This is a genomic window from Telluria sp. PB2R4 (assembly GCF_059685695.1).
In genome coordinates this window covers 167,175-188,523 of record NZ_JCASIC010000013.1, presented here as the reverse complement: position 1 = coordinate 188,523, position 21,349 = coordinate 167,175, and the positions used below count along the sequence as shown (strand labels likewise).

General features: G+C 66.0%; 18 protein-coding genes. 12 read left to right on the top strand and 6 right to left on the bottom strand.

What is annotated here, in order from left to right:
- Positions 1–368 precede the first annotated feature (368 nt).
- A complete protein-coding gene (locus AC56LU_RS20095; protein ID WP_497177383.1) occupies positions 369–770 on the bottom strand; it encodes a hypothetical protein in 402 nt (133 codons plus the stop codon).
- Between the two features lie 602 nt (positions 771–1,372).
- Positions 1,373–2,791: an aminotransferase-like domain-containing protein gene (locus tag AC56LU_RS20090; RefSeq protein ID WP_497177382.1), complete on the bottom strand. Its 1,419-nt coding sequence runs from the start codon at positions 2,789–2,791 to the stop codon at positions 1,373–1,375.
- A gap of 114 nt (positions 2,792–2,905) precedes the next feature.
- Between AC56LU_RS20090 and AC56LU_RS20085 the strand changes: the two genes are divergently transcribed.
- The 5 genes from AC56LU_RS20085 (at position 2,906) to AC56LU_RS20065 (ending at position 7,858) form a co-directional block, all read left to right on the top strand.
- Positions 2,906–3,826 (top strand): DMT family transporter, encoded by a 921-nt coding sequence (locus AC56LU_RS20085; protein WP_497177381.1) that lies wholly within the window; start codon positions 2,906–2,908, stop codon positions 3,824–3,826.
- 61 nt (positions 3,827–3,887) lie between these two features.
- The gene (locus AC56LU_RS20080; protein WP_497177380.1) at positions 3,888–4,415 is read left to right on the top strand and encodes a protein tyrosine phosphatase family protein; all 528 of its coding nucleotides are present in this window, start codon (positions 3,888–3,890) and stop codon (positions 4,413–4,415) included.
- A gap of 87 nt (positions 4,416–4,502) precedes the next feature.
- Positions 4,503–4,964, top strand: coding sequence for a RidA family protein (locus tag AC56LU_RS20075; protein WP_497177379.1), 462 nt, complete (start codon positions 4,503–4,505; stop codon positions 4,962–4,964).
- 148 nt (positions 4,965–5,112) lie between these two features.
- Positions 5,113–6,306 carry an aminotransferase-like domain-containing protein gene (locus AC56LU_RS20070; protein ID WP_497177378.1) on the top strand — a complete coding sequence of 398 codons (1,194 nt, stop codon included), beginning with the start codon at positions 5,113–5,115 and terminating at the stop codon, positions 6,304–6,306.
- A gap of 187 nt (positions 6,307–6,493) precedes the next feature.
- Complete coding sequence (locus AC56LU_RS20065; protein ID WP_497177377.1) at positions 6,494–7,858, top strand: diguanylate cyclase; 1,365 nt, start codon at positions 6,494–6,496, stop codon at positions 7,856–7,858.
- Between the two features lie 4 nt (positions 7,859–7,862).
- On the opposite strand, the gene AC56LU_RS20060 is transcribed toward AC56LU_RS20065, so the two are convergent.
- The 3 genes from AC56LU_RS20060 to AC56LU_RS20050 are packed head-to-tail and all read right to left on the bottom strand — an operon-like array spanning position 7,863 to position 12,499.
- Positions 7,863–9,425, bottom strand: a complete 1,563-nt coding sequence (locus AC56LU_RS20060) for an FGGY-family carbohydrate kinase (RefSeq protein WP_497177376.1) — start codon at positions 9,423–9,425, stop codon at positions 7,863–7,865.
- Between the two features lie 12 nt (positions 9,426–9,437).
- Positions 9,438–10,649, bottom strand: a complete 1,212-nt coding sequence (gene senA, locus AC56LU_RS20055) for a selenoneine synthase SenA (RefSeq protein ID WP_497177375.1) — start codon at positions 10,647–10,649, stop codon at positions 9,438–9,440.
- 17 nt (positions 10,650–10,666) lie between these two features.
- Entirely contained in the window at positions 10,667–12,499 is a 1,833-nt protein-coding gene (locus tag AC56LU_RS20050) for an ABC transporter ATP-binding protein/permease (protein WP_497177374.1), read from the bottom strand.
- 174 nt (positions 12,500–12,673) lie between these two features.
- On the opposite strand from AC56LU_RS20050, the gene dapC reads away from it, so the two are divergent.
- The 7 genes from dapC (at position 12,674) to AC56LU_RS20015 (ending at position 20,747) form a co-directional block, all read left to right on the top strand.
- A complete protein-coding gene (gene dapC / locus AC56LU_RS20045) occupies positions 12,674–13,906 on the top strand; it encodes a succinyldiaminopimelate transaminase (RefSeq protein ID WP_497177373.1) in 1,233 nt (410 codons plus the stop codon).
- Between the two features lie 21 nt (positions 13,907–13,927).
- On the top strand, positions 13,928–14,755 hold the full coding sequence (dapD, locus tag AC56LU_RS20040) for a 2,3,4,5-tetrahydropyridine-2,6-dicarboxylate N-succinyltransferase (protein ID WP_497177372.1): 828 nt from the start codon (positions 13,928–13,930) through the stop codon (positions 14,753–14,755).
- Positions 14,756–14,917: 162 nt separating this feature from the next.
- Positions 14,918–16,066, top strand: coding sequence for a PilT/PilU family type 4a pilus ATPase (locus AC56LU_RS20035; RefSeq protein WP_497177371.1), 1,149 nt, complete (start codon positions 14,918–14,920; stop codon positions 16,064–16,066).
- A gap of 130 nt (positions 16,067–16,196) precedes the next feature.
- Positions 16,197–16,556 carry an ArsC family reductase gene (locus AC56LU_RS20030; protein WP_497177370.1) on the top strand — a complete coding sequence of 120 codons (360 nt, stop codon included), beginning with the start codon at positions 16,197–16,199 and terminating at the stop codon, positions 16,554–16,556.
- On the top strand, positions 16,553–17,692 hold the full coding sequence (gene dapE / locus AC56LU_RS20025; protein WP_497177369.1) for a succinyl-diaminopimelate desuccinylase: 1,140 nt from the start codon (positions 16,553–16,555) through the stop codon (positions 17,690–17,692). The genes AC56LU_RS20030 and dapE overlap by 4 nt, the downstream gene beginning before the upstream one ends.
- 20 nt (positions 17,693–17,712) lie before the next feature.
- A complete protein-coding gene (gene prmB, locus AC56LU_RS20020) occupies positions 17,713–18,603 on the top strand; it encodes a 50S ribosomal protein L3 N(5)-glutamine methyltransferase (RefSeq protein WP_497177368.1) in 891 nt (296 codons plus the stop codon).
- Positions 18,604–18,755: 152 nt separating this feature from the next.
- Positions 18,756–20,747 carry an ATP-binding cassette domain-containing protein gene (locus AC56LU_RS20015; protein ID WP_497177367.1) on the top strand — a complete coding sequence of 664 codons (1,992 nt, stop codon included), beginning with the start codon at positions 18,756–18,758 and terminating at the stop codon, positions 20,745–20,747.
- Positions 20,748–20,763: 16 nt separating this feature from the next.
- On the opposite strand, the gene AC56LU_RS20010 is transcribed toward AC56LU_RS20015, so the two are convergent.
- Positions 20,764–21,225: a chemotaxis protein CheW gene (locus AC56LU_RS20010; RefSeq protein ID WP_497177366.1), complete on the bottom strand. Its 462-nt coding sequence runs from the start codon at positions 21,223–21,225 to the stop codon at positions 20,764–20,766.
- Positions 21,226–21,349: the final 124 nt, after the last annotated feature.

Genomic DNA, 21,349 nt, shown 5'->3' with positions numbered 1-21,349 from the left:
ACTGCCTGTGGAGGGGATGGCGCTGGTCCTGCGCGCAAGTGCGGGACGAAACCGGCCCCGGCGAAGCAGGAATCCAACGGCACGGCAGCTTTGGATAACAACGGCTAGCTTTGCATAAGTTTGGACGAACGGAAGCGAACGAGCAAACTCGAACAAGCGAGCGCGCGTTGGATTGCGTGCCCGATTGGCGTCAAGCCAAATTTCGTAATAGCGTCTTCCCTGGAGCCAAGAAAGAACTGAGACCGATCTCCCGGAACTGGCCTGAAAGACAGACAACCGGGCCGGTAAACCATTGACGCGTTCGGGCTCGTCCTTGGGGTCCCGCCACATGCTGGAACCGTCTGCGGACATATCGTGCTCGAAAAGAGTCAAGGTATAGCCCTCGGGAGTACGAAAACCGCGATACAGCGCGACTTGGTGTCCGTTACAGTCTCGGAACGGCCACCGAGGCTGTCAAGCTCGGCGAAAGGGGTATTGAGTAAGTCGACCGGCTCAAACGCTAAGCCATCGGTTGCCGCAACCATTGAAACAAATGTGACTGAGTAGCGCTGGAGGTCTGCTTCACACACCCGCAAAAATCCATTGGTTTTTTCCTCAGACGCACGCTGTGCTTCTTGCCTTGCAAAGCCACCAGCATTGGGAGGAAGTCCGAGACCACAGGATTCAACACTGGCCGACTGAGGATCTGGAATGGCTTGAGCAGCTGCCACAAGGCTGGTCGTGCAGGCGATCGATGCCCACGACAGAGTTAGCAGGCGCTGCATTTTCATTGAAGTCCAATCAAGTTTGTGCAGTGAAAGCAATCGCTCTGCGTCGCGTTGTTCAGTTCGGTAATTGACTACAGTCGAATTTCCGCCTTTGGCCGGAAGTGTATAGCCCAGAAGAGCTCGACGCGGCTATTTGCGCTGTGCTACCGCACTGCAGACCGTCAGGATGCCACCGGTAAGCAGAATGGGCCAGAGCGCGCTGGCATCCCCGAAAAACAAGGACACGATCGCCCCCCCGGCTGTCACGGCCATCGGTCGCGGCCAGCGCTGCCCGGGGAGTCGGAAGATGAGGTAGAGCGCGATTATCCCTATCACTGCGAGTGAAAGGACCCAGTCCCAAGCTACCTCTGCCATGTCGCATCAACGTTCATCAGAAAGAGAAGCAGCATACCTGGAGCTTGAAGGTAAACATTCACACAATTTCACGCTGACCTCCGGGACTGATTGCTTTCGGCTGATCCGCTTCAAGAAATATACGACGGCTAATGGACCCGAAGCGAAGGTTCAAGCGATCATGGCAGCGGTGGCCGTGAATACGAGGCGACCACAAGCTTCGCACCCGGCGAGCGTCGACTGATCAGGACAATCACGCGATTGGACATCGCTCACGTCCTCAGCGCCTGTTCGAGCAAACGAAGCGTGTCCGCATCCTGCAACGCCGCCACGTTCACGCGCATGCAGGTCGACGGCAGCTGCTTCGGCGAGAACAGGCTGCCCGGCGCCAGCAGCAGGTCTTCGTGCATGGCGCGCGCGGCCACCACATTGGTATCGCAGCCGGCATCGACCCACACGAACATGCCCGCGCCGGGTGAGGGCTCCGGGCGCAGGCCGAGCGCTTCCAGCTGGCGCAAGGCCTTCGGGCGCACCGCATCGAGCCGGCTGCGCACCCGGTCCAGGTGCTTGCGGTACAGGCCCTCGGACAGGATCTTGTACACCACCCGCTCGCCGATGTCGCTGGTGGTCAGCGTGGCCAGCATCTTGCGGTCGGCCAGGCGCTCCGCCCGTTCGCCGGACGCCGCGATGAAGCCGACGCGCAGGTTCGGCGCCATCGATTTTGAGAAGCCGCCCAGGTAGATCACCTGGCGCAGCCCGTCGAGCGCCGCCAGGCGGGTGGCATTTCCGGGATGCAGGTCGGCATAGATGTCGTCTTCCACCACAGTGAAGTCGAACTGCTCGGCCAGGCGCAGCACCTGAAAAGCCTTGGCCGCCGACAGCGAGGTCGAGGTCGGGTTGTGCAGCACCGAATTGATCACGTACAGGCGGGGATGGTAGAGCGCCGCGAGCTCGGCCAGCTGGCCCAGGTCCGGTCCATCGGCCAGGCGGCGCACGCCGACCACGTTCAAGCCCATCGCCGCGAACGAGCCGAACATCAGGAACCAGGCCGGATCGTCGACCAGGATGGTGTCGCCGGAGCGGCAGAACTCGCGCGCGACCAGGTCGAGCGCCTGGGTGACCCCCACCGTCATCACGATCTGCCCGGGCGGCGCCTCGATCTCGAATTCGGCGAGCTTCAGTTGCAGCTGCTGGCGCAGCGGCAGGAAGCCTTGCGGCGCGCCGTAGCCGAGGAAGCCGGCGCTGTTCTGCCGGCTCAGGCTGGCCAGGGCCTTGGCCACTGCCGGGCCGTCGAGCCAGTCGGCCGGCAGCACGCCTGCGCCGGGCGAGCGTTGCAGCGGGGCCTGGCGGAACATGCTGCGGATCAGCCAGGCGACATCGAGGGTTGCCGCTGGCATGGGAGCGGCGCTCGCCGCCAGCCCTGCCACGGACGACCTGTGCACCCGCTCGCGCACGAAGAAGCCGGACCCGCGCCGCGATTCGAGGTAGCCCTGCGCCACCAGCCGGTCGTAGCTGGCCACTACCGTGAACGGCGATACTCCGTGCGCGCCGGCAAACTGGCGGATCGACGGCATGCGCGCGCCGGGCCGCAGCAGGCGTTCGTCGATGCGGGCGGCAACCAGGCGCACGATCTGATCGGCCAGCGCTTCGCCGGAATCGCGCGCCAGGGTCAAGACGGGCGTATTGGTCATTTAACCATCACAGTGAGGAAATTAAGTGCTTAAGTGTACTGGGACTGTATTGGTCCGCAGCGCTATGATAGACCTGTACCCACACTTGCCGCAAGCACCTTCGAAGGAGTCCCCATGTCTGCCGCCTGCCCCACCGCCACTTCCGGCGCCCACCCCGACCTGGCCAGGATGGAGAACCGCGGCATGCTGCTCGGCCTGCTCGGCGTGGCGATGTTCAGCCTCACCGTGCCCTTCACCCGCATGGCCGTCGCCGAACTCGACCCGGTGTTCGTCGCGCTCGGCCGGGCACTGGGCGCCGCCCTGCTGGCGGCGGGGTGGCTGGCCTGGCGCCGCGCGCCGTTGCCGCCGCGCAGCGCGCTGGTTCCGCTGGCGCTGGTGGCGGGCGGCTGCATCGTCGGCTTCCCGCTACTGACCTCGATCGCCCTGCGCACCCTGCCGGCCGCGCACGGCGCCCTGCTGGTCGGCGTGCTGCCGCTGGTCACGGCCCTGTACGCGGCGCTGCGCGGCCACGAGCGCCCCTCGCGCGGCTTCTGGGGCATGGCCCTGCTCGGCTCCAGCCTGGTGATCGCCTTCGCCCTGGCCCAGGGCGGCGGCAGCCTGCACCGCGCCGACCTGCTGGTGTTCGGCGCAGTGGCGGCAGCGGCGGTCGGCTATGCCGAAGGCGGCCGCCTGTCGCGCAGCCTGGGCGGGCCGGAAACCATCTGCTGGGCGCTGGTGCTGGCCGCCCCGGTGCTGTTGCCGGTGCTCTTGTGGCATGGCACGCCCGACCTGGCCGGCGTGGGAACGGCATCCTGGATCGCCTTCGCCTATGTCACGGCGGTCTCGATGTTCATCGGTTTCTTCTTCTGGTACCGCGGCCTGGCGCTGGGTGGCGTGGCGCGGGTCGGCCAGGTGCAGCTGCTGCAGCCCTTCCTGAGCCTGCTTGGTGCGGCCCTGTTGCTGGGCGAGGCGCTCACTTTGCTCAACTGCGCCTTCGCGATGGCGGTGGCCGCCGTCGTGTTCGCGGGACGCCGAATGGCGGTACGCCGGTCGTGAAGCTGCCGAACCGGCCCGGGCGGACGTACAATATGGGACTGCGCACATGAAAGGAAACGACATGCACCCATGGAGCCCCGCTGCCTTCGTCATCACCTGCCTGGCTGGCGCCGGCGCGCCGGTGCTGGCGGCCGATCCGGCGCCGCGCAGCGCCGAGATCGCGCCCGGCATTGCCGTTGCCGGCCAGCTGCGCGAGACCGATCTTGCGCAGCTCAAGGCGCAAGGGTATACCGCCATCGTCGCCCTGCGTCCGGACGGCGAAGCCCCGGACCAGCCCGGCTCCGCCGCGATGGCGGCCGCGGCCCGGGCCCAGGGCATGCGCTTCACCTACGTCCCCGTGAAACCCGGCGCCATTCCGGATGCCGCGGTCGAGCAGCTGCAGGCGGCCCTGGCTGCCGGCCCCGACCGGGTCCTGATCTATTGCCGCAGTGGCAGCCGCGCCGCCCGCACCTGGGGCCTGGCGGAAGCGTCGCGTCCTGGCGGCCGGGATGCCGGTGCGATCCTGGAGGCGGTGCGCAAGGCCGGCCAGTCGGCGGACGACCTGGACGACGCCCTGCGCCGGCGCGTCGCGGCCCGCCCTGCCGGTTGAACCGGTCGGGCACGGACGAGAACGATGGGCAGCGCGACGGGCAAGTCGTACAATATCGGATTCATCCACTGCAAACCTGGAAATGACATGTCCGTCTACGACAAACTCAAAGAACTGAACATCACCCTGGCCGCGCCGGCCACCCCGGCCGCCGCTTATGTCATGTACGTGCAGACCGGTAACCTCGTGTTCATCTCGGGCCACATCGCCAAGAATGCCGACGGCTCGCCGAACACCGGCATCCTGGGCAAGGACAAGACCACCGCCGACGGCCAGGCCGCCGCGCGCTCGGTCGCCATCGACCTGATCGGCACCCTGCAGGAAGCCGTCGGCGGCGACCTGAACCGCGTGAAGCGCATCGTCAAGCTGATGAGCCTGGTCGCCTCGACCCCGGAATACAACGAGCAGCACCTGGTTACCAACGGCTGCTCGGAACTGATCGGCGAAATCTTCGGCGACGCCGGCAAGCACGCCCGTTCGGCCTTCGGCGTGGCGTCGCTGCCGCGCGGTACTTGCGTCGAAATCGAAATGATCGTTGAAGTCGCTTAAACATTTGTTTAAGCGGAATTGCATTTGTTTAATTAATAACGATCTTGGGCCGGGCCTACCCGGCCCGGCCCATCCCTGAAGCCGCCTATCCGGCGTGCTTTATAATGGCCCGGCACTACCCGTGTGGCCCCTTCCTGTGAGATAGAGCATGAAAATCGAGAATCCCAACCCCATCCAGTGGCAGTTTTCGGAACGCGCGGCGCAGCTGCAAAGCTCGTTCATCCGCGAAATCCTGAAGATCACCCAGCGTCCGGAGATCATCTCCTTCGCCGGCGGCCTGCCATCGCCAGCCACCTTCCCGGTCGAGCGCATGAAAGAGGCGTACGACAAGGTCCTGAGCGAGAACGGCAAGGTCGCGCTGCAATACGGCCCGACCGACGGCTATGGCCCACTGCGGGAATGGATCGCCAACTCGCTCTCCACGGAAGGCAGCCGCATCCTGCCGGAACAGATCCTGATGACCTCGGGCTCGCAGCAGGCGCTCGACCTGCTGGGCAAGGTCCTGATCGACGAAGGCAGCCGCGTGCTGGTCGAAACCCCGAGCTACCTCGGCGCCCTGCAGGCGTTCTCGGTCTACCGTCCCGAATTCAAATCGGTCGACACCGACGAGCACGGCCTGGTGCCAGCATCGATCGAAGGCGTGGCGCAAGGCGCGCGCCTGCTGTACGCACTGCCGAACTTCCAGAACCCGACCGGCCGTTCGCTGTCGATCGAGCGCCGCCAGGAACTCGTCGAGACCTGCGCCCGCCTCCAGCTGCCGCTGATCGAGGACGACCCCTACGGCACCCTGTCCTACCGCGGCGAGCCGATGCCGAAGATGGTCGCGATGAACCCGGACGGCGTCATCTACATGGGTTCCTTCTCGAAAGTGCTGACCCCGGGCATCCGCCTCGGCTACGTCTGCGCCCCGCTGCCGCTGGTGCGCCGCCTCGAGCTGGCCAAGCAGGCGGCCGACCTGCACACCGCCCAGCTGACCCAGATGGTGGTGCACGAAGTGGTCAAGGACGGCTTCCTCGACCAGCACATCCCGACCATCCGCAAGCTGTACGGCGACCAGTGCCAGGTGATGCTGGACGCGATGCTCGAGCACTTCCCGAGCAGCGTGACCTGGACCAAACCGGAAGGCGGCATGTTCATCTGGGTGACCCTGCCGAAGAGCATCGACGCGATGAAACTGCTCGACCAGTCGCTGGCCGCGCGCGTGGCCTTCGTGCCGGGCGCGCCTTTCTATGCCAACGAGCCGGAAACCAATACCCTGCGCCTGTCCTTCGTGACCGTGCCGCCGGAACGCATCCGTGAGGGCATCGCCATCCTGGGCAAGCTGATCAAGGACATGCTGTAAGTACCACGAGGCATTCGCCAGGGCAACCATCAGTCAACACTGGTGGTTGCTGAAAAGTAGTAGCGGTACAACTCCGGTACAAATTTCAGTACGATTTATGTGGTTGTGGCAACAAATGTTGCCGCAAGTGAGGGCGAACGGAGTATGATTTCCGGTAGATATTTTTCCGGTTAAGCCTTCCACGCGCATGACTCACCCTGCTTTCGCGCCCGCGGCGCCCACGCGCCAGGCCGCGATCCTGATCGTCGACGATGCCCCCGCCAGCCTCGGCCTGCTGCAGGAAATGCTGCGCGGCCAGGGTTATCGCACCTTCGTCGCCATTTCCGGCGAGCGCGCGCTCGACCTCGCCCAGCGGGTCCAGCCCGACCTGATCCTGCTCGACGTCATGCTGCCCGGCCTGGACGGCCTGGAAACCTGCGGCCGCCTGAAGGCGAACCCGGTTACCGCCGACATCCCGGTCATCTTCGTGAGCGCCTGCTCGGACACCGAAGACATCGTCGCCGGCTTCGACCAGGGCGCGGCCGACTACATCGCCAAGCCGCTGCGCCTGCCCGAGGTGATTGCGCGCGTCCGCGCCCAACTCAGTTCCCGGTCGGCCAGCCGCTCCGATACCCAGCAGGCCAGGCAACTGCGCATGATCGTCGAGGGCATGGACGAAGGGCTGGTACTGCTTGGCCAGGATGGCTGCATCCAGTACGCCAACCCGGCCGGCGAACGCTGCCTCGGCTACAGCGAGACCGAGCTGGCGGGCCGGCCGCTGGCCGCCCTGCTGGCCGGGCCGGCGGCGAACGACTACGCGGCCTATTTCGACCGGCGCGGCGACCTCGACGCGGCCACCATCGCGCGCTGCCGCGGCACCCGCGAAGTGCTGCTGCAGCAGCCCGACGGCAGCCTGCGCCCGATGGACCTGAACCTGTCGCCGATGGCCTCGGGCGAGCAGCTCCACGTGGCCCTGCTGCACGACATCACCCACCACAAGCAGTCCGAGACCGTGCTGCAGCGCGCCGCGATGGCCGACCCGCTCACCGGCATCGCCAACCGCCGCCAGTTCGACGCCTGCCTGGAGCGCGAATGGCAGCGCGCGATCCGCACTGCCCGCCCGCTGTCGCTGCTGGTGCTCGACGTCGACCATTTCAAGCTGTACAACGACCTGCTCGGCCACGCCTCCGGCGACCAGTGCCTGCAGGCGATCGCCAGCACGCTGCAGGCCCATGCGCTGCGTGCGACCGACCTGGCGGCGCGCTACGGCGGCGAGGAATTCGTGCTGCTGCTGCCAGACACCCCGTACGCGGGCGCGGCCAAGCTGGCCGAGTCGATCCGCGCCGACGTCGAGCGCTTGCGGGTGCCCAACCCGCGCTCGACCACTTCCGACTTCGTCACCGTCAGCGTGGGCGCGGCGACCTTCGTGCCGACCCAGTGCGACGACATCCGATCGCTGTTCCTGGCGGCCGACCGCGCCATGTACGACGCCAAGGCGGCCGGGCGCAACGGCGTGGTGGCGGTCGGTGGCGGCTATGCCTGGGACGCCATGCAGCGGGCGCTGGCAAAATAGTCTTTCAGATCTGTTTCGGGTAGCCGGTGATGTCCGCGATGGTGCGGTACATCGGCTGCAGCCGGCGGTACATCTTCAGGTACACCTCGCGGTACAGCCGGTCGTAGACCGCCTGGTTGGCCGCGATGGGCTCGAACACCTTGCCCACCCGCGTCATGGCCGCGATCGCCGTGGCGAAGTCCGGATACAGGCCCAGTCCGACGGCGGCGTCGATCGCCGCACCCAGCCCGGACGTCTCGTATACATGCGGGCGCGCGGTCGGCAGGCCGAAGATGTCGGCGGTGAGCTGCATCGCCGCGTCGCTCTGCGAGCCGCCGCCCGACACGCGCAATTCGGTGATGCGCGCGCCGCCGCGCCGCTCCATCCGCTCCTTCCCTTCGCGCAGCGCATAGGCCAGGCCTTCCAGGATGGCGCGGTAGACGTGGGCGCGCGTGTGCACGTCGCCGAAGCCGATGATGGCGCCCTTCGCCTCGCGCCCCGGCACCCGGATGCCCGGGGTCCAGTAGGGTTGCAGCATCAGGCCCATCGAACCGGGCGGCACGGTATTGGCCATGGCGTCGAACAGGTGCTCGGGCGCCACGTCTTCGAGCAAGGCGCGCGACTGCTCGTGGTGGCCGAATTGTTCCTTGAACCAATTCACCATCCAGTAGCCGCGGAACACCTGTACCTCGGTGCTGTAGGCGCCGGGAATCGCCGCCGGATACGGCGGCACGAAGGGCGTCACCTCGAGGTAGCGGGTGCTGGTGGTGTTGATGGTCGCGGTGGTGCCGTAGCTCAGGCAGCCGACCTGGGGCGCGCTGCAGCCGGCCCCGATCACTTCGCAGGCCTTGTCGGCGGCCGCGGCCAGCAGCGGCAGGCCTTGCGGGATGCCGGTGTCAAGCGCCGCCTCCGGGCCGATCTCGCCCAGGCGGGTGCCGGGCTCCTGCAACTCGGGCAGCATGTGCGGTTCCACCGCCAGCGCCTGCCACTTCCAGTCGCCCCTAGCGGCCCAGCGGCGGCGCCGGTAATCGAAGGGCAGATAGGCCACTTGCGAACCGGAGGAATCGGCGAAGCGCCCGCACAGGCGCCAGTTGAGGTAACCCGACAGCAGCAGGAACTTGTGGGTGGCTTGCCAGACATCCGGCTGGTGCGCGCGGATCCAGTTGATCTCGGCTTCGCCGCGGAAGTAGTCGACCGTGCCGCTCACCCGCGCCAGCCTGAAGGCGCCGCGCCACAGCGGGCCGATGGGCGGCACGACCTCGGTGCGCCGCTGGTCGAGCCAGGTGATGGCCGGGCGCAATGCTGCTCCCTCGCGGTCGACGTTGATGACAGTGCCGCGCTGGGTGGTCACGGCGACGCCTTTGACGCGCGCACGCTCGGCGCCGGGCTGCGTCCATAGCAGCCGGCAGGCCTGGCACAAGGCCTGCCAGAAGCCTTCCGGCTCGTGCTCGGCCCAGCCGGGTTGCGCGCTGGTGTAGTCCAGCAGCGGCACTTGGGCCTTGGCGACGATATCGCCCTTCAGGTCGAACAGCAGGGCGCGCACGCTCTGGGTGCCGTTGTCGATGGCAAGGATCAGCGGGTCAATCATTGCACCGCCCGCTCACGCTGCGCAGGTGCGAAAACCAACGAAGATGTCGTCGCGCTCCGGCTGGTAGAAATTGCGAAAATGCGGGGAGCGCAGGCGGGGCGGTGTCGCGAACGATGCGCCGCGCAGGCACTGGCGGCTGCCGAAATACGGTGCCGAATATTCGCGGTAGCGATCCGCGGCGAAGCCCGCATAGGGCTGGAAGGGCGAGGCCGTCCACTCCCACAGCTGTCCCCAGCGCAGGCCCTCATTGCTTGTGCTTGCGCTTGCGGCGAACTCCCACTCCTGCTCCAGCGGCAGGCGCCGCCCGGCCCAGCGGCAATAGGCTTGCGCTTCGTGCAGGCTCACATGACGCACCGGCGCGTGCGGCTCCAGCTGCACCAGGACCCCGAAGCGCTGTTCCAGCCAGCCGCCCGCGCCATCCGGGCGCCAGTAGCGCGGCGCCGCGCGGCCGATCGCGCTCACCCAGTCCCATCCGGCCTGGCTCCAGCAGTCGGCGCGCCGGTAGCCGCCTTCGCGCATGAAGGCGAGGTAGTCCGCGTTCGACACCAGGTCTGCATCGATCTCGAAGGGCGCGACCGGACACGGGAAGGCGGGTTTTTCGTTGTCGAACACGAAGCCGCGCGCCTGCTGCCCGCCCAGCAGCAGACGGCCGCCGGCGCAGGCGAGCACGCCCGGGGAGCACGCCGCCCCGCCACCGCCGGCCAGGCCGGCGACTTCCAGGGGCGCGGCCACGCCCAGCGTCTGCAGCGTGTACGCCAGCGCTTCGCCATGCATGTCTTCATGCGCCAGCACCAGGCGATAAGGATAGAGGGCGGCATCGTCCTCTGGCTCGCATGCCAGACGCGCCCGGATCTGCTCCAGCACCTCATGGCAATAGGTCTTGAGCCGGTCCGGCGCCGGCAGGTCGAGCGACCAGCGCGCGCCGTGCGGCATGGTATTCGAATCGAACCAGGTATCGGCGTGCGCCAGCAGCGAATGACCGCCGGCCTCGCCCGGCGCGCTGCTGCGCGCTGCGCGCAGCACGAACCATTCGGCGAACCAGGCCAGGTGGCCGAGTTCCCACAGCGGCGGATTGACGATGGCAAGCTGCGGCACCCGCGCTCGCTCGCCATAGCCGGCGCCGGCCAGCGCATCGAACAGGCCGAGCGTGCGCCGGCGCGCATCCTGCAAGGCCTGGTCCAGGCCGCGCGGTCCCATGGTGCGAAATGATGCGTGCTCGTTCATGCACGCATTGTACGGCCTTATCCGTGCAAAACCATCAACTCCCCGGCGGCGGCGCCGCGCTGCCCGGATGGCGCCGCATCCGCCGGGCCGCGCTGCGCCGCATGCAATTCCCAGGCGCCCTCGCCCTTCAAACACAGTACATGGGTGTGGTGGCGCAGCACCGCCTCGCGGTGGGCGATGCTGATGAGCGTGGCCCCGCCGGCGCGCAGGCGCGCGTACAGGTGCGCCTCGTTGCCGGCATCGAGGGCGCTGGTGGCCTCGTCCAGGATGACGATCTTCGGCTGGTGCACCAGCACCCGCGCGAAGGCCAGGCGCTGCTGCTCGCCGACCGACAGCAGCTTTTCCCAGTCGTGCACCGCGTCCAGGCCGCCCACCTGCGCGGCCAGGCGCGGCAGCTGGACCTGCTGCAGGATCTCGAGCAGCTGGGCGTCGCTCACCCCGGTATGCGGGCCCGGGTAGATCAGCTGGCTGCGCAGCGTGCCAGCCTGCAGGTAGGGCTGCTGGGGCAGGAAGAAGAACTGGTCCAGGGCGGGCCGCTGGATCACGCCGCTGCCGGTGTGCCACAGGTCCGCGATCGCGCGCAGCAGCGAACTCTTGCCGCAGCCGCTTTCGCCAGTGATGAGCAGCGCGTCGCCCGGCGCCAGGGAAAGGGACAGTTCCTTGATGAGCACCCGCTCCGATTGCGGCGGATGCAGGGTCAGGGCTTGCAACTCGAGCTGCGGGCCCTGGCGGGTCTCGATGCGCGGCCCGGTGGGCGCGGCCTTGGGGCCGGCGTCAGGCAGCACCAGCTGCGACAGGGCCTCCAGGCGGCCGATGCCCGCCACGAAGCGGCTCAGGCTTTCGAAATTGTCGACGATCACGCCCACCGCGCCCAGCACCGCCGTGAAGGCGCCGGCCGCCTGCACCGCCCTGCCCACTTCCAGTTCGCCCGACAGGACCCCGTTGGCCAGGATCATGAACGGCAGCACCAGGGTCAGCTGGCTGAAGGTACGCTGGAACAGGTTGAGGGAACACTGCTTGCGGATCAGGCGGGTAAAGTTGTCGATCGCGAGCTGGAGTTTTCCGTCGATATGCGCGCGTTCCTGGGCTTCGCCGCGGTAGAAAGCGATCGATTCGGCGTTTTCGCGCAGGCGCATCAGGCTGAAGCGGAAATCCGCCTCGCGCCGCAACTGCCAGAAATTCAGCTGGATCAGCGGATTGCCGAAGACGTACAGGGCTACCACGGTCCCGGTGAGCGCATACAAGGCCAGCACGCCGACCAGCACGTGCGAGATCGACCACAGCACCGCGCTGAAGGCCACCAGCTGCATGATGGAGCCGATGAAGATCAAGAGGAAGTGGATCGACCTGCCGGTGAAGGTGTTGATGTCTTCGCTGATGCGCTGGTCGGGGTTGTCGATCTCGCTGTCGGATCCGACCTGGTAGTACTTGCGTCCCTTCAGGTAGCCGTCGAGGAAGCGCCCGGTGAGCCAGCGCCGCCACTGGTTGGCGAACAGGTCGCGCATAAAATAATAGAAGGCGTAGACCGGCACCGCGAACGCGAGTGTGTACAGGCAGGCCCGCACCGCGGTCCAGAAGCGGTCGCCGTCGCGCCCGGCCAGTGCCGAGGTCATCTCGCCGGCCTGGTTGTTCAGCATCACCGCCAGCTTGGTCTCGACCAGCATCAGCACCAGCAGCGCGAACAGCAACAACCATGCCTGCTTCTTCTTTTCTCCCAACCAATACGGTTTGGCTACGCTGACAAATTGCTTCCAGGCAGCAAGCGACAGCGGCGCGGCCCGGCGTTTCTCGATGGCCGGCGGAACCGACGACCCCGTGGTGCGCCTGTCGGCGAAACTTGGCTTGCTCATGCTGGGTACCTGGGTTGACTTCCTGATACCAGCATACGGCCGCGCACGAAGCCGTTCAGTGCGGAAACGGACATAGTGGCAGGCTGGAGCACCCATCGATCGCTTCTCCGCCCACGGGCTATAATTGGCTGAATCATTGCCTGCATATCCAAACGCGCACCCACCGGTACCGACGTGAATCCACATCTCGACCAGCTCCACCCTTATCCCTTCGAACAGTTGCGCCGGCTCTTCGCCGGCGTCACGCCGAACCCTGCCCACAGCCCGATCAGCCTCGGCATCGGCGAGCCGAAACACCCGACGCCCGCCTTCATCGAGAAAGCCCTGATGCATTCGATGGCCGGCCTGTCGGTCTACCCCAGCACCCATGGCGGCGAGCCCTTGCGCGCGGCCATTGCCGGGTGGCTGGAACACCGCTACGGCATCCCGGCGGTGGACCCGGCCACGATGGTGCTGCCGGTGAACGGCTCGCGCGAGGCGCTGTTCGCGTTTGCCCAGTGTGTGGTGGACGCTAGAGGTGGCGACGCTCTCGTCATGAGCCCCAACCCGTTCTACCAGATCTACGAAGGCGCGGCCTACCTGAGCGGCGCCACCCCGTATTACGTGAACTCCGAACCGGGCCGCAACTTCGCACCCGACTATGGCAGCGTGCCCGACGCCGTGTGGGCGCGCGTGCAGCTGCTCTACGTCTGCTCGCCGGGCAACCCGACCGGCGCCGTGCTCACCCAGCAAGACTGGGAACAGCTGTTCGCGCTGTCCGACCGCCACGGTTTCGCTATCGCGGCGGACGAGTGCTATTCCGAGATCTATGTCGGTTCCACCCCACCGCTGGGCGCGCTGGAAGCGGCGCACGCGCTGGGCCGCAGCGAAGGTGAGCGCCCTTACGCCAACCTGGTCGTGTTCTCCAGCCTGTCGAAGCGCTCGAACGTACCGGGCATGCGCTCGGGCTTCGTGGCGGGCGATCCGCAATTGCTGAAGAAATTCCTCCTGTATCGCACCTACAGCGGCGGTGCGATGTCGCCGCCGATCCAGGCGGCCTCGATCGCCGCATGGAACGACGAGCACCACGTGCAGGAAAACCGCGCGCTGTACCGCGAAAAATTCCAGCTCATCACCCCGCTGCTGAAGGAAGTGATGGACGTCGAGCTGCCGGACGCCGGCTTCTACCTGTGGGCCGACGTGCGCCGTACCGGCCTGTCGGACCTTGAATTCGCACGCCGCCTGTACGCCGAATATAATGTGACGGTTTTGCCAGGCAGTTATCTTGCACGCGAAGCGCACGGCCTCAACCCGGGCCGCGACCGCATCCGCATGGCGCTGGTAGCCAGCGTCGACGAAGGACTCGAAGCCGCCAACCGCATCGTCGAGTTCTGCAAGGGCCTGCGGCCAGGCAGCACCACCGAATAAACCTAACCAGATAAGCGCATCATGACCCAACAACTCCAGAACATCATCGACACCGCGTGGGAACAGCGCGCGGAGTTCAGCCCGTCCAACGCCCCTGCCGAGCTGCGCGACGCGGTCGCCCACGTACTCGCCGGCCTGGATGCCGGCAGCCTGCGCGTGGCGGAGAAGAGCAGCGGCGACTGGGTCGTCAACCAGTGGATCAAGAAAGCCGTCCTGCTGTCCTTCCGTCTCGAGAACAACGTGCCGGTGGCGGGCGGCGGCGGGATGCAGTTCTACGACAAGGTGCCGACCAAGTTCGCCGACTACACCGCCGAAGACTTCGCCAAGGGCGGCTTCCGCGTGGTGCCGCCGGCCGTGGCCCGGCGCGGCAGCTTCATCGGCAAGAACGTGGTCTTGATGCCGTCCTACGTCAACATCGGCGCCTACGTCGACGAAGGCGCGATGGTCGACACCTGGGCCACCGTCGGCTCCTGCGCCCAGATCGGCAAGAACGTGCACCTGTCGGGCGGCGTCGGCATTGGCGGCGTGCTGGAACCGATGCAGGCCAACCCGACCATCATCGAAGACAACTGCTTCATCGGCGCCCGTTCGGAAATCGTCGAAGGCGTGATCGTCGAAGAGAACTCGGTGATCTCGATGGGCGTGTACATCGGCCAGTCGACCAAGATCTACAACCGCGAAACCGGCGAGGTGAGCTACGGCCGCATTCCTTCGGGTTCGGTGGTGGTGTCGGGCAGCCTGCCGTCCCCAGATGGCAAGTACAGCCTGTACTGCGCGGTGATCGTCAAGCGCGTGGACGCCAAGACGCGCGCCAAGACCGGCATCAACGAGCTGCTGCGCGGGGATTGATCGGCTGTTACCGCGCTGGTTGAACGCGTGGGCGGCAAAACCGCCCACCCTACGAAAACCGGATCGCCGTCTGTAGGTGGGCAGGGTAATTTCGGGCAATGCCCGGAATTACGCCCACGCGTCCAACCAGCTTTAGCACACCATTACAACGGAGACGATGCCATGGCCATGGACCGCCTGTTCCAGCTGATGAAGGAGAAGAACGCTTCCGACATGTTCTTCGCCGTGAACTCGCCGGTGCACATCAAGATCAACGGGAACCTCATCCCGATCAACCAGCATCGTCTCGAACCCGACAACATCACCTCGCTGCTGTCCGAGATCGCCTCGCCCGAGCAGATGCAGGAGCTCGATCGCGAGAACGAGCTCAACATGGGCGTCTCGGTGCCCAACCTGGGGCGCTTCCGCCTGTCGGCATTCCGCCAGCGCGGCTCGATCTCGGCGGTGTTCCGCTTCGTGCCGGCGAATATCCCCCCGATCGGCGAACTGGGCCTGCCGCCCGTGCTGCTCGACCTGATCATGGAAAAGCGCGGCCTGCTCCTGATCGTGGGCGCCACCGGTTCCGGCAAGTCGACCACCATCGCCTCGATGCTGGACCACCGCAACGAACACCGCAGCGGCCACATCCTGACGCTGGAAGACCCGATCGAGTACCTGTTCAAGAACAAGAAGTCGATCGTCAACCAGCGCGAAATCGGCAGCGACGCCACCAGTTTCGCCACCGCCCTGCGCAATTCGATGCGCCAGGCCCCGGACTGCATCCTGATCGGCGAGATCCGCGACAAGGAAACCATGGCGGCGGCGCTGGCCTATGCCCAGTCCGGCCACCTGGTGCTGGCCACCCTCCACGCCAACAACAGCTACAACGCGCTGAACCGCATCATCAGCTTCTACCCGATCGAAAACCGCGCCGCCCTGCTGCAGGACCTGGCGTCCAGCGTCAAGGCGATCGTCTCGCAGCGCCTGATCAAGTCCGCCGGCGGCGGCCAGCGCCAAGCCGCGGTCGAGGTCATGCTGAACACCCGCTACATCGCCGACCTGATCGAAAAAGGCGAGATCGGCCAGATCAAGGATGCGATGGACAAGAGCCTGTCGCCGGGTTCGCAATCCTTCGAGACCGCGCTGCTCAAGTTGGTGAAGGACGGGCTGGTGACGCAGGAAGAGGCGCTGGCGAATGCGGATTCGGCCACCAACCTGCTCTGGCTGCTCAACAATGGGCCGGATAGCCAGGGGCAGCTTGACGAACAGCAGCAAAAGCCGGGCAACGAACCGCCGGGTGCGTCCTTTACCGAGTTCACCCTCAACAACTGATCCGTTTCACCCGTCCGCTGCGGAAAAACGCCCCTGTGGAGAATCTTCGCAGGGGCGCGCGTATGCTATCCTTGCCGCCTTCCAAAATACCATCGGCCTGTGCATTCCCGCAGGCCAGCGAGCTACGTCCATGACCACGACCCTCTACGGCATCCCCAACTGCGACACCGTCAAGAAAGCCCGCACCTGGCTGCTTGATAACGGCCACGACTTCAGCTTCCATGACTTCAAGAAACAGGGGCTGGACCGTGAACTGGTGGCCGGCTGGCTCGAGCAGCTCGACTGGGAAACCCTGGTCAACCGCAAGGGCACGACCTGGCGCAATCTGAGCGACGAACGCAAGGCGCAGGTCCTTGATAAGGCCAGCGCACTGGAGCTGATGCTGGAGAACCCATCGGTCATCAAGCGTCCGGTGTTGCAAGGCGTGGGCCCGGTCTCGGTCGGCTTCTCGGCCGATGCCTACGCCGCCAAGTTCAAGGCAGCGGCATGAGGCCTTCGCGTACCCAGCTCCTCACCGAAGAGCTGATCGCCCTCGATTCGGTCACCCCGCACGACAAGGGTTGCCAGGAACGGCTGAAGGAACTGCTGGCGCCGCTGGGTTTCGCCTGCGAGACCATCGAATCGAACGGCGTCACCAACCTGTGGGCGCGCAAGGGGACGACGTCGCCGGTGTTCGTGTTCGCCGGCCACACCGACGTGGTGCCGTCCGGCCCCGCGCACCAGTGGCAATCCGCGCCTTTTGTTCCGACCCACCGCGACGGCAAGCTGTACGGCCGCGGCGCCTCGGACATGAAGACCTCGATCGCGGCCATGGTGGTCGCCTGCGAGGAATTCATCGCCGCCACGCCGGACCATAAGGGCTCGATCGCCTTCCTGATTACCAGCGACGAGGAAGGCCCGGCGCTTGATGGCACCGTGGTCGTGTGCGAGCGCCTGGAAGAACGCGGCGAGACCCTGGATTACTGCCTGGTGGGCGAGCCGACCTCGAACCACGTACTGGGCGACACCATCAAGAACGGCCGCCGCGGCTCGCTGTCGGGGCACCTGGTGATCAAGGGCATCCAGGGGCACATCGCCTATCCGCACCTGGCGCGCAACCCGATCCACCAGGCCGCGCCTGCGCTGGCCGAACTGGCGGCGGAGGTGTGGGACGAAGGCAACGAGTACTACGCCCCGACCAGCTGGCAGATCTCGAACATCGCCGCCGGCACCGGCGCGAACAACGTCATTCCGGGCAGCCTGAGCCTCGATTTCAATTTCCGCTTCTCCACCGCCAGCACGGCCGATGGCCTGGAGGCGCGCGTGCACGCCATCCTCGACCGCCATGGGCTCGACTACGAACTGCAGTGGACCTTGTCCGGGCAGCCGTTCCTGACCCCGAAGGGCCTGCTCTCGGATACCCTGTGCAGCGCGATCTTCGACGAGCTGGGCGTGCAGGCCGAACTGTCGACCACCGGCGGCACCTCGGACGGTCGCTTCATCGCCCGCATCTGCCCGCAGGTGATAGAATTCGGGCCTCCGAACGCCAGCATCCACAAGATCGACGAACACATCGAGCTGCGCTACATCGATCCCCTCAAGAACATCTACCGCCGCACGCTGGAGCAGCTGCTCGCGGTCCAGTAACAACATACCGGGAGAAGGCCATGACCAATACCACTTTCAGCACGCCGCGCGACCTGCTGCGCTATGCGATCACCCGCTTCAACGGGGCCAAGCTGTTCTTCGGCCACGGCAGCGCCGAGGCCTTCGACGAAGCCGCCTACCTGATCCTGCACACCCTCAAGCTGCCGCTGGACCGCCTCGACCCCTTCCTGGACGCCAGGCTGCTGCCGGACGAAGTGATCCAGGTGATGGAAGTGATCGAGCGCCGCGTGGGCGAGCGCGTGCCGGCCGCCTACATCACGAAGCAGGCCTGGCTGGGCGAATACCACTTCTACGTGGATGAGCGCGTGCTGGTGCCGCGCTCCTTCATCGCCGAGCTGATCCCGCAGACCTTCAGCCCCTGGGTGCAGGACGCGGACGGTGTGGAGAACGTGCTGGAACTGTGCACCGGCAGCGGCTGCCTGGCCATCATGATGGCCGACGCCTTCCCGAACGCCGTGATCGACGCGGTCGACATCTCGAAGGACGCGCTGGCCGTGGCCGAGCACAACATCCGCGAATACAAGCTCGAAGGCCGCGTCAACCCGATCGAATCGGACCTGTACACCAACGTCCCGTTCAAGAAGTACGACCTGATCGTCACCAACCCGCCCTACGTCAACAGCATCTCGATGGGCAAGCTGCCGCCGGAATACATGCGCGAACCGCAGATCGCGCTGGCCGGCGGCGAGGACGGCATGGACCTGGTGCGCAAGATCGTGGCCGGCGCCGCCGAACGCCTGTCGCCGGAAGGCATCCTGGTGGTCGAGATCGGCAACGAGCGCGATTATGCCGAAGCCGCATTCGGGCATCTGGGCCTGACCTGGCTGACCACCAGTGCTGGTGATGATGCGGTCTTCCTGCTGACGGCTGAGCAGTTGCAAGCACAGTAAGGCAAGTTTGCCTTGACGATTTTCGTAGGGTGGTCGGCTCTGCCGACCGCGCGTTCAACTCCCGGATGCGTTGTGACAGCTCTTGCGATACCTGAACGCGCGGTCGGCGAAGCCGACCACCCTACAAACCCGAACGAATTAGTTAGTTTTCCATGATCCGCTTCCAGAACGTCAGCCTGATGCGCGGCACCAAGCCGCTGCTCGAAAACACCGACCTCACCCTCAATCCGGGCGACAAGATCGGCCTGATCGGCGCCAACGGCGCCGGCAAATCGAGCCTGTTCGGCATGCTGCGCAACGAGCTGCACCCGGACCAGGGCGCGATCGATTTCCCCGCCAAATGGCGCATGGCCTACGTGGCGCAGGAGACCCCGGCGCTGGACCGTCCGGCGCTGGACTACGCGATCGACGGCGACGTCAACCTGCGCCGCCTGCAGGCCGAGCTCGACGAACTGGAAGCGCACCCGGATGCGGCCGACCACGGCATGCGCCTGGGCGAGCTTCACGGCCTGCTGCTCGATGCCGATGCCTATACGGTGCAGTCGCGCGGCGAGCAGTTGCTGCTGGGCCTGGGCTTTTCGCTCGAGCAGATGCAGCAGCCGGTGGCGAGCTTCTCGGGCGGCTGGCGCATGCGCCTGAACCTGGCGCAGGCACTGATGTGCCCTTCCGATCTGCTGCTGCTCGATGAACCGACCAACCACCTCGACCTCGACGCGATCATCTGGCTGGAAGACTGGCTCAAGCGCTACCCGGGCACGCTGATCATCATTTCGCACGACCGCGATTTCCTCGACGAGATCGTCAACGTGGTCGTGCACATCGAAGACCGCAAGCTGAAGCGCTATTCGGGCAACTACAGCGCCTTCGAGCGCCAGCGCGCCGCCCAGCTGGTGCTGGCGGCTGCCGCGTTCGAAAAGCAGCAGCGTACCCGCGCCCACCTGCAGTCCTTCGTCGACCGCTTCAAGGCCCAGGCCACCAAGGCGCGCCAGGCCCAGAGCCGCATGAAGGCGCTGGCCAAGATGGAAGAACTGGCTCCGCTGCGCGCCGCCGCCGAATTCTCCTTCGAGTTCCGCGACCCGCTGGCGGCACCGAACCCGCTGCTGGTGCTGGACAACGTCGATGCCGGCTACCCGCTGCTCGACGAACATGGCGACAAGGTCGGCGGCAAGGCGATCGTCAAGCGCGTGAACTTCTCGCTGCAGATCGGCCAGCGCATCGGCCTGCTGGGCGTGAACGGCGCCGGTAAATCCACGCTGATCAAGACCGTCGCCGGCGAGCTGATGCCGCTGGAGGGCAAGGCGACCCTGGGCAAGGGCCTGTCGATCGGCTACTTTGCCCAGCACCAGGTCGAGATGCTGCGCCACGACGAATCGCCGCTGTGGCACCTGCTGAAGATCGCACCGAACGTGCGCGAGCAGGAGCTGCGCAACTTCCTGGGGAGCTTCAACTTCCCGGGTGACATGGTGACCAGCCCGATCGCGCCCTTCTCCGGCGGCGAAAAGGCGCGCCTGGCGCTGGCCCTGATCGTGTGGCAGCGCCCGAACTTGCTGCTGCTGGACGAACCGACCAACCACCTCGACCTGGAAACCCGCGAGGCGCTGACGCTGGCGCTGGCGCAGTTCGAGGGCACCGTGGTCCTGGTGTCGCACGATCGCCACCTGCTGCGCGCCACCACCGACGAGTTCATCATCGTCGCCGACGGCAAGCTGCAGCCCTTCGACGGTGACCTGGACGATTACAAGGAGTGGCTGTTCAAGACCAAGCTCGGCAAGGGCACCGACACCCTGCCGGCGCCGCTGCCAGGCAAGGATGCCAAGCCGTCCGCGCCCGCTTCTGCACCAAGCGCGCCACAGGTCGACCGCAAGGAACAGAAGCGCCTCGATGCCGGCGAACGCCAGCGCCTGGCCGCGCTGCGCAAACCGATCGAGAACCGCGTCAAGCGCCTCGAAGAGCAGATGGCCAAGCTGAACGCGAAGAAGGCATCGATCGACGCCCAGCTGCTGGAGCCGAGCGTCTACGAGGCCGAGAACAAGGACAAGCTCAAGACGCTGGTGGCCGACCAGGCCTTTGCGGTGCGCGACCTGGAGCAGCTCGAAATGGAATGGCTCGAGCTGCAGGAACAACTGGAAGGCCTGGCGGCGTAAGTTGGTGGCTTAAGAATCAGGCCACCTGGCGCGGCGCCGCGGGCGCCACCGACATCAGGCGCTCGATGTCGATCAGGATCATGCGGCGCCCCCTGCTCAAGCCCAGCCCGATCAGGTAGTCTGCCTGGCGCTGGGCGCCCGGCAGCGGCGCCACCTCTTCGGGGCGCAGGCGCACCACGCCGGTCACGCGCTCCACCACCACCCCCACCATGCCGGCCGCCACCCGTACGATGACCACGTCGGTATCCGGCTCGGGCAGCGAGAAGCCCGGCGCGAATGCGGCCCGCAAATCCATCACCGGCATGATCACCCCGCGCGACAAGGCCACGCCGCCGATGATCTCGCCGTCGCTGCAGAAACGCTCGAGCGAACTGAACACCTTCAGTTCCTGCACGGCAGCATAGTCGAGCCCGTATTCGAGCCCGCCCAGGGTAAAACAGAGGAACTGCCGGGCTACGGCGAGGGAGTTGTTCGACATGGTGGTTCCTTTTCATCGGCACCATCCAATCCTACGGGTGAGCTCTTCCGGAAATGTTGACTGTAGTCAATTGTCGCCTTGCGTTGGGAGCTGTTATCTAGTTGTCAGAAAGGTGCACGAATGT

Bases quoted from the DNA above. Each gene is read 5' to 3' on its own strand.
- AC56LU_RS20095 (WP_497177383.1), bottom strand. From the start codon at position 770: ATGAAAATGCAGCGCCTGCTAACTCTGTCGTGGGCATCGATCGCCTGC.
- AC56LU_RS20085 (WP_497177381.1), top strand. From the start codon at position 2,906: ATGTCTGCCGCCTGCCCCACCGCCACTTCCGGCGCCCACCCCGACCTG.
- AC56LU_RS20035 (WP_497177371.1), top strand. From the start codon at position 14,918: ATGGCCATGGACCGCCTGTTCCAGCTGATGAAGGAGAAGAACGCTTCC.
- AC56LU_RS20060 (WP_497177376.1), bottom strand. From the start codon at position 9,425: ATGATTGACCCGCTGATCCTTGCCATCGACAACGGCACCCAGAGCGTG.
- dapE (WP_497177369.1), top strand. From the start codon at position 16,553: ATGAGGCCTTCGCGTACCCAGCTCCTCACCGAAGAGCTGATCGCCCTC.
- AC56LU_RS20080 (WP_497177380.1), top strand. From the start codon at position 3,888: ATGCACCCATGGAGCCCCGCTGCCTTCGTCATCACCTGCCTGGCTGGC.
- dapD (WP_497177372.1), top strand. From the start codon at position 13,928: ATGACCCAACAACTCCAGAACATCATCGACACCGCGTGGGAACAGCGC.
- AC56LU_RS20070 (WP_497177378.1), top strand. From the start codon at position 5,113: ATGAAAATCGAGAATCCCAACCCCATCCAGTGGCAGTTTTCGGAACGC.
- AC56LU_RS20030 (WP_497177370.1), top strand. From the start codon at position 16,197: ATGACCACGACCCTCTACGGCATCCCCAACTGCGACACCGTCAAGAAA.
- AC56LU_RS20090 (WP_497177382.1), bottom strand. From the start codon at position 2,791: ATGACCAATACGCCCGTCTTGACCCTGGCGCGCGATTCCGGCGAAGCG.
- AC56LU_RS20050 (WP_497177374.1), bottom strand. From the start codon at position 12,499: ATGAGCAAGCCAAGTTTCGCCGACAGGCGCACCACGGGGTCGTCGGTT.
- AC56LU_RS20075 (WP_497177379.1), top strand. From the start codon at position 4,503: ATGTCCGTCTACGACAAACTCAAAGAACTGAACATCACCCTGGCCGCG.
- senA (WP_497177375.1), bottom strand. From the start codon at position 10,649: ATGAACGAGCACGCATCATTTCGCACCATGGGACCGCGCGGCCTGGAC.
- prmB (WP_497177368.1), top strand. From the start codon at position 17,713: ATGACCAATACCACTTTCAGCACGCCGCGCGACCTGCTGCGCTATGCG.
- AC56LU_RS20065 (WP_497177377.1), top strand. From the start codon at position 6,494: ATGACTCACCCTGCTTTCGCGCCCGCGGCGCCCACGCGCCAGGCCGCG.
- AC56LU_RS20010 (WP_497177366.1), bottom strand. From the start codon at position 21,225: ATGTCGAACAACTCCCTCGCCGTAGCCCGGCAGTTCCTCTGTTTTACC.
- AC56LU_RS20015 (WP_497177367.1), top strand. From the start codon at position 18,756: ATGATCCGCTTCCAGAACGTCAGCCTGATGCGCGGCACCAAGCCGCTG.